The organism is Rhodococcus sp. LMD, from assembly GCF_056108245.1.
The window spans coordinates 1,649,964-1,662,271 of record NZ_CM148557.1; the positions used below are offsets into that span (position 1 = coordinate 1,649,964).

Sequence of the window (12,308 nt, forward strand, 5' to 3'; positions counted from 1 at the left end):
TCACATGTCCAGTCCGCCGTTGACGCCCCACACCTGACCGGTGATGTAGGACGAGGCGTCGGCGGCGAGGAAGTGCACGACGCGGGCGATCTCCTCGGGATCGGCGAGGCGGTTGACCGGAATGGTGCTCTTGATGCGGTCGAGGACCTTCTCCGGGATGGACTCGACCATCTCGGTCGCGACGAAGCCCGGGGTGACGGCGTTGACGGTGACGCCGATGCTGTCCGGGGTGAGCTTGCCGGAGCGGGCCAGCGCGAACGCCGCCTCCTTGGCGAGGGTCTTGGTCAGGCCGAACATGCCGGCCTTGGACGCCGCGTAGTTGGCCTGGCCGATGTTGCCGGTCTCGCCGATGACCGAGGAGATGTTGACGATGCGTCCCGTGCCGCGCTCGAGCATGTGCCGCAGCGCCGCCTGGGCCAGGAAGAACGTGCCGGAGAGGTTGGTGGCGATGACGTTGTTCCAGTCGTCGTCCTCCATCTTCAGCACCGTGCGGTCGATGGTGATGCCGGCGTTGTTGATCAGGATGTCCAGACGGCCGTGCCGCTGGATGACCTCGTCGATGGTGCGACGGCAGTCGTCGGCGTTCGCGACGTCGCCCTTGTGCACGCTGTACTCGACGCCGTCCTGGCCGTGAGCCTGGATGCCCGCGAGGAACTGGTCGGCCTGGGCGGTGTTGCGGCCGTACCCGGCAGCCACCGTGGCGCCCTGGGCGGCGAGGCTGCGGCTGATGGCCGCGCCGATGCCGCGCGTTCCACCGGTCACGAATGCGACCCGGCCCCGCAGCTTGGTGCCGGCGGCGGTGGTGCGGGACGACGGTTCGATGGTGCTGGTCATGTCGGTTCTCCCTCGAATGCGGCGAGCTCGACGGATGCCGTCGAGTACAGATGTGTCGGACCGGTGATACCGGTGTCCCGAGCGTCGGTGCCCGGAATCCGGCCGGCGTGGCTGCTACCGCGAGATGCTGATGTGAGCGCCCCTGCACGCTCCGCGATATTCGCCCCTGCCAACCGAATTCACGTAGATGCTCCGCTCGTTCTCCCCTGTCGACACCAATGATGCAGCATTGCGCCCGGTGTGTCATGTCCGACGGCAAATATCTTGTGCAGGGCCATGACTTACGCTAACGACATTGAATACTGTTGTTCGGCAAGGAGTTACGGTCGAATCTCGGCCGTTGTTCACCTACCGGCCGACTGCATGTCCGTTCCGGGACCTTTGCCACAAAACGCAACGGCCGGAGGGTGGTTCGAAATGGCGCGCGATGCTACCCGGCGGTCAGGACTACGTCGTACATGCAGCCGGTTTGTCGGAGACTCGATGTGATCGAGTTCGAATCGACTGTATGACAACAGCATTCGATAGGGAGCGCCCACGGAGCGGTCCGGCAGCGACCGTGCTCGCTCGGTAGCACCGAGTGCCAACAGGGTGCATGTAGCGGCATCGACCGGGGTCGTGCGCGGTGAAATCCGGTACCCATACCCCCACTTCCTCAAACCTGTGAGCTTGCTCACCATCCAACGATTTTCGGGCCTGGGCCCCCCCGATCCGGGGGTGGTGGGCACGAGCGGACCGACTCGACCGGATGTCCCCAGGGCGTCGGACAGCCGCCCCGGGCGGGGGAGGTACCGGGGACGGCCGGCAGAGGCCGTGACGGGCTCCTCGGGGCACGAGAAAGGGCCCCGCACCGGCAATCGGTGCGAGGCCCTTTCGGGGGTCGTGCTGCTTACTGCGCGAGCACCTTCGCCATGCCCCGCTCGACGGCGGCGACGATCTCCGGCCGCAGGCCCGCCGCGGGGATGATCGAATGCACGGAGCCGACCTGCTGGGCGCGCTGGATGTTGTGGATGGCCTCGAACTCCGCAGCCACCTCACCGAGCTTCTCCGACCGCACCGCGGTGCGCTGCGTCGCCAGCTCGACCCGCAGGCGGGCCTTCTCGCCGTCCTCGGCCGCAGCGAGCTGCGCCTCGAGCTCGGTGATCCGCGGATCGGCCGCGGTGCGCGCATTGACGTCGCGGGTGAACACCACCGCCGCGGCGGGGGCACCGCCGAGCACGGAGGCGAACGAGCCCTCCACCGCGAGCACCTCCATGTTCTCGTTCAACGCGCCGGAGAACACCACGAAGGCACCGCCGTGGTAGCGGGAGACCACGACGAAGACGATCGGGCCGTCGAAATTGACGATCGCCCGGCCGATCTCGGCGCCGTTCTCGAGCTGCAGGTTGCGCAGCGACTCGGGGGAGCCGTCGAACCCGGACAGGTTCGCGAGCACCACCACCGGCCGGTTGCCGCTCGCCGCGTTGATCGCCCGCGCGGTCTTCTTCGACGACTTCGGGAACAGCGTGCCCGACGTCCACTGGTCCGGCCCGTCGGTGGGGAACCAGCCCTTGCGGGAGATCGCGCGGGACTCGATGCCGATCACGGTCACCGCGTTGCCACCGAGGTGCGCGTCGAACACCACCGACGTGTCGGCGTCGGCCATGTCCGCCCACCGCTCGAGCACCGGATGGTCCTGGTCGACCACCGCGCGCATCACCGTGCGGATGTCGAAGGGCTTCTTGCGGTCCGGGTTGGTCTCCGCGGAGAAGATGTCGCCCACCGTCGTGAAGTCGCTCGACGGATGCACGTGCGGGTACACCCGCACGTCGCGGTCGACCGGGTCGACGGTCTCGGCCTTGCGGGGGAACCGCTCGCCCGGGGCGAGGTAGGCGTGCTCGTAGTGCCCGAAGAGCACCTCCACCGCCGCCGACAGGTTCGGCGCCCAGTACTGCGCCTGACCGTTGGGGCCCATGACGCGGTCGTAGCCGCCGATGCCGAAGTTGTCCTCGGCCGAGACGCCACCGGAGTAGTCGAGGGACTGCTTGCCGGTCAGCACCATCGCGCTGTCCGGGGTCATCACCAGGATGCCCTTGGTGTGCATGAGCATCGTCGCCTCGGCGTTCCAGTACGGCTGGGCGCCGACGTTGATGCCGGTGACCACGACGTTGATCTCGCCGCCGCCCTGGGTGAAGGTGATGATGCGGCGCAGGGCCCGCGAGACCCAGTCCATGTTCTCGGTGCCGGACTCCATGGAGATCGTGGCGCCGGAGGACAGCGCGAACCACTCGACGGGGACGCCGAGCTGCTCGGCCAGGTCGATCGCGGCGACGACCCGCGCGCACTCGGCCTCCGCGACGGTGCCGAGCGCCTTCGTCGGATCACCGAACAGCGCCACGCGGGTCATGCCCTCCGGGTACCGCGACGTCGGGGTGGTGACCAGCCCGACGACGAGCCCGGCCGTGTTCCGGCCGTACGGGCGCTGCACCGGCACCACGGCACCGGACTCGTCGAGGTCGTACTCGACGAAGCTGCCGCTCCTGCCGGTGAGCAGCGGGACCAGCTCGTACGGGTACACGGTGCCGCGGGCACGCGAACGCTGCACCTTCTGGGTGTACTCGTCGAGCGGCTGCAGCGGCTCCTTCGGCGGATCGGTCACGCGCACCACCACGCCGGCGCCGGAGCGGTACGAGAACCGCAGGGCCACCTCACGGGCCTCGGCGTCGGCGGTCTCCCGCCACCAGCCGATGACGGTGATCTCCTCGAGCCCGGCGCCGACCGTGAGCGGGGCCGCCCCACGGCTGACGCGCTTGAGGTCGTCGATGCTCAGGTCCACCTCGGGCCACACGAACAGCACCACGCGGTTCGCGTCGAGGCGGCGCTTGCCGCGGCCGGCCTGCGACCGGCGGATGGCGTCGAGGCAGCTCGACAGGGCGCGCTCGAACGCGGGCAGCCCCACGATCGTGCCGGTCTCGTCGCGCTGCGGGGTCAGGTCCCGCACCTCGGCGAGGGCGATGAGCCGCTCGTCGGACGGATTCTCGTTCGCCGCAATGTGATACAGGTACGAGTCCGGGTTCGCCGGCAGGCGGGTGCCGACGAAGTTCTTCAGCCGCCACAGGTCCAGACGCTGACCGGTGAGCGGGTGCATGTCGCGGATGTTGGCTTCCTCCGCGTACCCGGTCTCGAACGGCCGGAACGTGAAGACGTGCTCCTCGGCCCGGTCGGTGTGGCACACCGTCACCGTGACGCGGCGGGCGGAGGCGGTCACCGCGCGCTCGGACAGCACCGCGCGGAGCGACTCGGCCTGCGCGTCGGCGTCGGCGGGCGCGTCGTCCCAGGCGAGGTACAGGTCGATCACCAGGTTCTCGGTGCCGGGCAGGGTGCCCGCCGACTCCTCGACGATGTCCAGTGCCGCCCCGAGCTCGGCGTGCCGGGCCTCGGTGGAGATCAGGTACAGGCGGGTGCCGCGCAGGTCGAAGTTGCCGGTGACGAACTGCCGGCCCCCGCGCACGTCGGACTGCACCTGCTCGAGCGTGCGGATCTTGTAGGCGCGACGGGTGATGACCTCGAGCAGCGGCCCCGGCACGGTCTCCGGCCGGGCGATCTGCTGCGCGAGCAGGTCGATCAGCGGCTCGGGCGTGGCCACGAGGGCCTCGACCCGCTGCGCGTGGTCGGCGGCGCCGGGGTTGTCGGCGAGGTGGGCGAGGCTGCCGCGGACCCCGTCGTACACCTGCTCGCGGACCTTGCGGATCACCGGCTCCTCGAACAGGCGGTAACGCAGGTTGCGGGCGGCGTCGCCGATCACCGGGAACCGCACCTGGGTGGCGACGATGAGCCGGTCGAGGACCTCGTTGAGTTCCTGCGAGATGCCGGCCGGTCCCTCGGTCTCCTCGAGCCAGCGCTCGAGCAGCGCCGAGACCACCGGCACCTGCGTCTCGATGCGCTGCTGCGCGAGGAACAGCCGGTAGACGGCCTCCTCGAGCTCGGGGGTGCGGTCCAGTTCGGTGACGTCGTAGTGCCGCAGCGCCTGCGCCAGCCGGGCCCGGAAGCTCTCGGGCAGGCCGCCGACCTCGACGTCGAGGGACTGTAGGTAGCCGTGGAAGTGCTCGCGGGGGCTGTGCACCCGCTCGTCACCGGTCTCCTCGTCCTGCGTCGGGCGGTTGCGCGAGAGCTCGCACACGTCGGCGAACGTGGTGAGCAGGGCCAGCTCGGCGCGCACCAGGTCGCAGTTCTCGGTGGTCTCGCCGCGCAGCCGGTCGTACTCGGCGAGCAGCGTCGCGGTGCGCTTGCCGGAGACGTCGTAGCCGGTGACGAGCGCTTCGAGGGCGTCGAGCCGGGCCAGCGCGTCGGCCGCGGCGTCGCCGGTGACGACAGCGGCGGGCGCGGGGAACTGCACGCGCTCGACGGTCTCGGTGACGGCCTCCTCGGCGATCTGGTCCACCCGCAGCAGCGGCGTGCCCGCGTCGACCTGCGAGTTGACCACGGCGAGGACCTCGCGGACGCGGCCGGCGAACGGCGCGCGCACCGCGGTCTCCATCTTCATGGACTCGAGCACCACCAGGGTCTGGCCTGCCTCGACCTCGTCGCCGGGCGCGACCGGCACGGCGACGACGACGGCGGGGGCGGGGGTGCGCACGACGCCGGCCTCGTCCTGGCTGATCTGGTGGCTGATGCCGTCGACCTCGACGAGGTAGCCGGTGGCGCCGGCGATCGAGACGACGTGGTGGCGGCGGCCGGCCAGGACGAGCCGGGACTCGAACTGTCCGAGCCGGTCGACGTCCACCTCGAGTTCGCCATTGCCGGCGTCGACGCGGTAGCGGTGCGGGCCGACCTGTCCGACGAGCAGCTCGTACGCCTGGCCCTGGTAGCTCAGCTCGACCTTGCGGCCGACGGAGTGCCGGGCGCGGGGGCGGCCACCGCGGGCGGAGGTGAGGAACGCGGCGCGCTCGTGGGTCTCCTCGGCGTCGTAGACGTCGACGGCGGTGGCGATCAGCGCGATGTCGGCCACCCGGGACGGCCCGGTGGCGGTGCCGGCGCCGGTGCGGTCGAGCCAGCCGGTGTCGGCCGAGGCGGAGATCACCTCGTCGCGGTCGAGCAGGTCGAGCAGGAACGACTTGGTGGTGGTGCCGCCCTCGAGGACGACGGTGGTCTCGCGCAGCGCGGTGCGCAGGCGGGCCAGGGCCTCGTCGCGGTCGCGGCCCCACGCGATGATCTTGGCGACCATCGAGTCGTAGTCCGGCGGGATGACGTCGCCCTGGGCGATGCCGGTGTCGACGCGCAGGCCGGACCCGAGCGGGAACTTGAGCAGCTGCACGGAGCCGGGGGCGGGGGCGAAGCCGTTGTCGGCGTCCTCGGCGTTGAGCCGGGCCTCGACGGCGTGGCCGAACTCGGGCGGGCAGTCGCCGGGCAGCGTCTCCCCGGAGGCCACGAGGATCTGCAGCTTGACCAGGTCGATGCCGGTGGTGGCCTCGGTGATGGGGTGCTCGACCTGCAGGCGGGTGTTGACCTCGAGGAAGGTGAAGATCTTCAGGTCGGGCTGGTAGAGGTACTCGACGGTGCCGGCGCCGCAGTAGCCGGCGGCGCGCACGAGGTCGGCGGAGACCGAGCGCAGGTGGTCGGCCTGCTCCTTGGTCAGCAGCGGCGACGCCGACTCCTCGATGACCTTCTGGTTCTTGCGCTGGATGGAGCAGTCGCGCACGCCCGGCGCCCAGACGTTGCCGTGGGCGTCGGCGATGACCTGGACCTCGACGTGGCGGGCGTCGGTGACGAGACGCTCGATGAACACCACGGGGTCGCCGAACGAGCGCTCGGCCTCGCCCTGGGTGCGCTCGAGGGCGAGCTCGAGCTCGTCCTCGGAGTACACCTTGCGGATGCCGCGGCCGCCGCCGCCGGAGCGGGCCTTGATGATCAGCGGGTAGCCGATGGCCTGCGCGTGCCGGCGGGCGTCGGCGCGGGTCTCGACCGGTCCACCCGACCACGGGGCGACCGGCACGCCGACCTTCTCGGCGAGCAGCTTGGCCTCGACCTTGTCGCCGAGCAGGCGCATGGCCTCGGCCGACGGGCCGATGAAGGTGATGTTCAGGCGGGCGCAGACCTCGGCGAAGGCGGGATCTTCGGCGACGAAGCCCCAGCCGACCCACACGGCGTCGGCCTCGGCCTCGAGGAGGGCGCGCTCGAGTTCGGCATGGTCGAGGTAGGGGGTGGCGGCCGTGGTGGACGGCCGCAGGGTGACGTCCTCGTCGGCCTGGCGGACGAACATCGCCCGCCGCTCGGCCTCGGTGTGCAGGGCGATCGTCTTGATGTCGTAGTCGTGCTCGGAGTTGAGCTCCCGGACTGCTCTGATGAGACGTACTGCCGCCTCACCTCGGTTGACCACCGCGATCCGTTTGAACATACTCGTTGCCACCGTTCTCCAGGTTTGTGCGCGCTCGTGCGACGCTCGTCGAAGCTTCTCGCCAGTGAGTGAAGAAAGTTAACCGATGCCGAGGCCCACGTCACGGGTTGATAACGCGAGCAAGAACATGTATCGGTCGGCTCCTCGTGTCGGCGTATGCGTGCGGACGTGTGCGCCGACTGTCCCGGCGGGTGCCTGGGAGTCGGCGGACAGGCGGTCGGCCTCGTCCCGCGGACCGTCGTCGTCGACGGCCGAGTGCCCCCCGGTGGGGACGATCCTTCCGCTAACAGCATGAAGGAAACATGAGGGTTTGTCACGTTTTAGGGCCTCGGGGTCCGGGTTCGGTGGCTCTCGTCGGATATACCGGTGAAAGATGTTGGCGGAAGCTGTTTTCCGATCCCGGAATGTGGCGCGGACTCGGTTCGATTCGGCCGCGCTCACGAATACCGTCGGGTAACACCGGGCAGTAACATTCGGCCCGTTGATTTTTCGGGCACGGTGCCGCCGGGCCCGCGAACGCCCCCGCCTACGCCAATTGTCCAGTATCGGACCGGCATCCACCCCTCGAAAAGGTCGAAACGGACACGCGCCGGCGGATGCCGGGTCCCTCGCCTCCGCGCTCCGGCGGCGCGAGCGGGCGGAAACCCGCTGTGACGATTGTCACGGCCGCCCGGGGTGCTCGCGGGTGCCCGGGGTGCCCGCGGGTGCGGCCGAATGTCACACCGGTTCGATCACATCGACGCGATGTCACATCGGGCCCACCGGCGCATCGCCTATCGTGACTCCAGGCTTCGACAGGGGAGGATGAATGCCCGAGATCGTGCACGCCCCGGCCAGGCACCTGGCCGCCGTGGAATTCCACACCGACTTGGCCCACATCGGTGAACACATCGGCGAGGCGTACGGCGCCGTCGAGCGGTACCTGGCGGGCGCGGGCACGCCGCCGTCCGGCCCGGCCTTCGCCTACTACCGCAACTTCACCGAGGACGGCTTCGACGGCGCCGCCGGCTTCGAGGTCGCCGACCCCGTCGACGGCGACGGCCACGTGGTCCCGGTCGACCTGCCCGCCGGTGACGTCGCGACCGAGACCCACCTCGGTCCCTACGACACGCTCGAGCACACCTACGAGGCCCTCGCCGCCTGGGCCGCCCGGGAGGGCCACGATCTCGACCTGAGCACCGCGTGGGAGGAGTACTGGAGCCCGCCGGGCACTCCCGCGGAGGAGATCCGCACGGTGATCTACGTACCCGTGAAGACCTGAGGCGTATCGCGGAAGAGCTCCCACGCGTCCCGGCGGCGGGAGACAATCCGCGAATGTCCCTCGTCGTCGGATTCGCGCCGTGGATCCTGTACTGGATCCTCGTCGGCAACACCGGGTTCGTCACCGCCGTGGCTGCAGCCCTCGTCCTCGCCGCCGCCGGCCCGCTCGTGCAGCGCATGCGCGGAAAGCCGTGGCGCTCCCTCGACGTCGGCACCGTCGTGGTCTTCGCGCTGCTGCTCGTCGCCGCACTCACCCTCGACGACGCCGTCCTCGAACGCTGGCTGCAACCGATCGGCAACCTCGGACTGCTGCTCGTCGTCCTCGGCGGCATCCTCGCCGGACGGCCCTTCGTACGCGAATACGCCGTCGAGACAGTCGATCCCGCGACCGCGGCCGCCGGCGGATTCCGGTACGTCACCACCGCGATGACGTGGATGTGGGCCGCCGCCTTCGCCGTGATGACCGTGTCCTCGCTGATCCCACCGATCGTCGACGGAGACGCCACCGTCCGCGACGAGACCGACGCGCTGTCCGTCGTCGGCTACTGGGTCGTCCCGTTCGTCGTCCTGGGCGCGGCCGGGCTGGCCTCGGCCCTGTTCCCCAAATGGTTCGACACGAACTCCGCGCTCGCCGCCACCGCGAACCCGCACCCCGAACCCGAATCCCCGGCCGCACCACCGCCGGACCTCGACTCCGCCCGCGTCCACCTCGTCGCACCGCGGCAGTCCCGGCACGACGAACCGTTCCGGCTCACCGTCGCCGGATCGCGGCCCGACGCGACGATCACCGTCACCGCGGAGGGCACCGACATGTTCGGCGCCCGCTGGCGGTCCTGCCGCACCTACGACGGCAGTGTCGACGTCGTCGACGAACCGTTGTGGGACATGCGGTTCGACGAACCCGACCGCGTGCCCGACCTGTTCGTCCCCCCGCCCGGCCGGTGGCCGGTCACGCTCACCGTCACCGACGGCCCCCACACCGCGCGACGCACGGTGATCCGCGCCGACGCCGCACCGGGGGTGACCGTCGAGGACCTCGACATCGACGGCCGCCCCGGCCTGCTCGCCCGCCCGGACGGCCCGACGCCGCCCCGCGGGTGGCCGGCGGTGCTGTGCGTCGGCGGCTCCGAGGGCGGCGTCGACTCCCAGCGCGCCACCATCGCCGTCCTCGCCTCGCACGGCCACGTCGCCCTCGCCTACTCGTGGCTCGACGAGAACTCCGAGGTCGCCGACGTGCCGCTCGAGCGTTTCACCGGCGCGCTGCGCCACCTCGCCGGCCGCCCCGAGATCGGCAGCATCGCCGCCGTGGGCATCTCCCGGGGAGCCGAGGGGCTCCTCGCCGCCGTCGCCGCCGACGGCACGCCGCTGCGGGCGCTGGTGCTGATCAGTCCCAGCTCCGTCGCGTGGCAGGGGCTCGGCCCGGACGGTGAGATCCCGGACACCCCCTCGTGGACCCTCGGTGGCGAGGCCCAGCCCTGGGCGCCGCTGCCGAGCTCCGCGCTGATGCCGCAGATGATCCGCAACGCCTGGCGGGCCGGCCGCGACGTCGCCCGGCACCGGCCGTCGCTGCTGCGCCTGGCCGACGCCTACCGCGCGGGACTGCGCGACGCACCCGGCCCCGCCCACCTGCGGGCCGAGAAGGTCGACGCCCCGATCCTGTGCATCACCGGCACCGACGACCAGCTGTGGCCGTCCACCGACATGGCGGGCGCACTGCTCGCCCGCCGCGGCGACGGCCGCGACCGGCACCTGTCCGTCGACGACGCCGGCCACCTCATCCGTCTCGGCATGTTCCCCGGCGACGCCCAGTGGACCGGCGGCATCGCCTTCGGCGGCACCCCGGCCGGGCAGGGCCGGGCCCAGCGCGCCGCCGTCGACGCCGTCGCCGAATTCCTCGCCTGACCGGCGCCCCCGCCGCGGCACCGGGATTTCTGGAACAGTGGAGAGGTCCGGACGCCACGAGGAGGTCCCGATGTCCGACGCCCCACAGTTCCCGGTCGGGTTCGAACCGGCCGAGCAGCGCCGCGAGCGGATGGCCGCGCAGGTGCGCCGCTGGTGCGAGCAGCACCGGCTCGACGGCCGGCACGCCCCGCTGTCGGACGCCGCCGCCCTGTGCCTGGCCGCCGGCCGTCTCGACGACGAGACCCGCGACATCCTGGCCCGGCGCCGCCGGATCGGGCGCGGGCTGCCGACCCTCGGCGGTTTCGGTGCGTTGCGGCACCTCACGGACGAGCACGCCCGTCTCACGGTGCGGGCTGCCGACCTGCGCCCCGGCGCCGCCCGGCTGGTGTTCGAGTACCGGGCGGGGGAACTGGCCAAGCGGCTGCGCAACGCCCACTACACGCTCACCGTCTCCGGCCGGCACTACGCGCAGGGCGTGCGGGCCGTGCGGCGGGAACGACGCGACGGCGTGCACCTCGACCCGCACCAGCGCGACGCCCTGTTCGCGGCGTTGCAGCACACGCCCGCGCCCGTCCCCGAGAAGATGGCCGATCAGGTGCGCGGTGCGGTGCTCGGCGTGGCCGTCGACCGCGTGACGCGCTGGTCGGACGGCACCGCGGCGGCCGCCGCGGGACGTCGCGCCGCCGACGCCCTCGGCCGGCAGGTGCCCGACGACGACCACTTCGTCGACCGGTACGACACCCTGCTGTTCCTCGCCGGCACCCTCTACGACCGCATCGAAGGTTCCACCGCGTGGCGGTCCGAGCACCTCGCGGTGCAGCGGTCCCAGCTCGATCTCGCCGACGAGCTGACCCAGATCGCCGTCGACACCGTCACGCTGCGCGGCCTGCTCGCCGAACTCGCCGACGCCCGCCGCGCGGCCCCGTCCGCTCGTGCGGCCGTCGATGCGCGCATCGCCGCCCTCGAACCGGTGTGGGATCAGCTCCTGGACCGGGTGGCGGCCCTGGCACGCATCGGCGAGCTGCTCACCGTCGCCGAGATGCAGTTGCGCACCGCCGAGGTCGAGGCCCGCACCGCCAGCCTCGACGAGCGGATCGACTCCCTCATCGGCCGCTCGGGAGCGCGGGAGCTCTCGGCCGACAACACCCACTTCGTCGGCGATCAGTTCGGGATCGCCGCGGAGCTGATGGGCTCGCTCCGGTCGGAGCTGCACGGCGACATCGCGGAGCTCACCGCGCGGGAGTAGAACCGCCGGATTGTCAGCGGTCACAGACCTTCTCGTCGACGGTTCCGACGTGGCCCGACGCCCCTGCTCCGCGAGCGCCCGGTGCTGTAGCTTTCACGCGTTCTCGAGCGAAGCGACTGGGGGGTGACCGGGTGCTGCACACGATGCCGATGGCGAAGGGCCTGGTGACGGCGGTGCTGCCGGCTGCCGTGCTCGTGCTCGCCGGATGCGGCGGATCGGGTGACACGGTCCGGGTGCAGGACGACCCGATCCTCGAAGCGGAGTTCGACACGGTGTTGCTCAGCGGTGAGCCCCGCTCCCTGTCCTCCGTCGCCGAGGGGGCCGGGCTGCCGCCGGGGTCGTGGGACCGCATGTACCGCTTCTCGATGCCCCTGCTGATGAGCTCGATCAACCGGGACCTCGGCCTGACCGGCACCGTGTGGGAAAACCTCCCGCAGACCACGGGTCAGGGTCTGATCGTCTTCATGTCCGACGGCGCCGTCGTGCGCGCCACCGTCGACCGCGCGCCCGTCGTCGAGGTCGACGGGTACGGCACCCCCGAGGCCCTGGTCGAGGCGAACCCGGGCACCGACCGGCTCGCGATCGTCGCCGGCCACTGATCCGCCCCGGTGGGACCTCCACCCGCCCGATTCGAGGCCCAATGGCCATTTTCCGACGGCGCTGCGGGTGAGACGCTGGACCCGGCACCCACCG

The 12,308-nt window shown here is 71.3% G+C and carries 6 protein-coding genes; 4 read left to right on the top strand and 2 right to left on the bottom strand.

Translation table 11 applies throughout. The annotated features are described in order from the left end of the window. The gene (locus ACWPQI_RS07765; protein WP_010592336.1) at positions 1 to 834 is read right to left on the bottom strand and encodes a 3-oxoacyl-ACP reductase family protein; all 834 of its coding nucleotides are present in this window, start codon (positions 832 to 834) and stop codon (positions 1 to 3) included. 889 nt (positions 835 to 1,723) lie between these two features. Beyond that, the gene (locus ACWPQI_RS07770) at positions 1,724 to 7,207 is read right to left on the bottom strand and encodes an ATP-binding protein (protein WP_017680489.1); all 5,484 of its coding nucleotides are present in this window, start codon (positions 7,205 to 7,207) and stop codon (positions 1,724 to 1,726) included. An 808-nt stretch (positions 7,208 to 8,015) separates the two neighbouring features. On the opposite strand from ACWPQI_RS07770, the gene ACWPQI_RS07775 reads away from it, so the two are divergent. The 4 genes from ACWPQI_RS07775 to ACWPQI_RS07790 all read left to right on the top strand — a co-directional run bounded on the left by ACWPQI_RS07775 (position 8,016) and on the right by ACWPQI_RS07790 (position 12,214). After that, positions 8,016 to 8,468 (top strand): GyrI-like domain-containing protein, encoded by a 453-nt coding sequence (locus tag ACWPQI_RS07775; RefSeq protein WP_010592333.1) that lies wholly within the window; start codon positions 8,016 to 8,018, stop codon positions 8,466 to 8,468. Positions 8,469 to 8,521: 53 nt separating this feature from the next. Beyond that, positions 8,522 to 10,369 (top strand): acyl-CoA thioester hydrolase/BAAT C-terminal domain-containing protein, encoded by a 1,848-nt coding sequence (locus tag ACWPQI_RS07780; RefSeq protein ID WP_017680488.1) that lies wholly within the window; start codon positions 8,522 to 8,524, stop codon positions 10,367 to 10,369. A gap of 70 nt (positions 10,370 to 10,439) precedes the next feature. Further along, complete coding sequence (locus ACWPQI_RS07785; protein WP_010592331.1) at positions 10,440 to 11,615, top strand: hypothetical protein; 1,176 nt, start codon at positions 10,440 to 10,442, stop codon at positions 11,613 to 11,615. A 131-nt stretch (positions 11,616 to 11,746) separates the two neighbouring features. Continuing rightward, on the top strand, positions 11,747 to 12,214 hold the full coding sequence (locus ACWPQI_RS07790; protein WP_010592330.1) for a hypothetical protein: 468 nt from the start codon (positions 11,747 to 11,749) through the stop codon (positions 12,212 to 12,214). Positions 12,215 to 12,308: the final 94 nt, after the last annotated feature.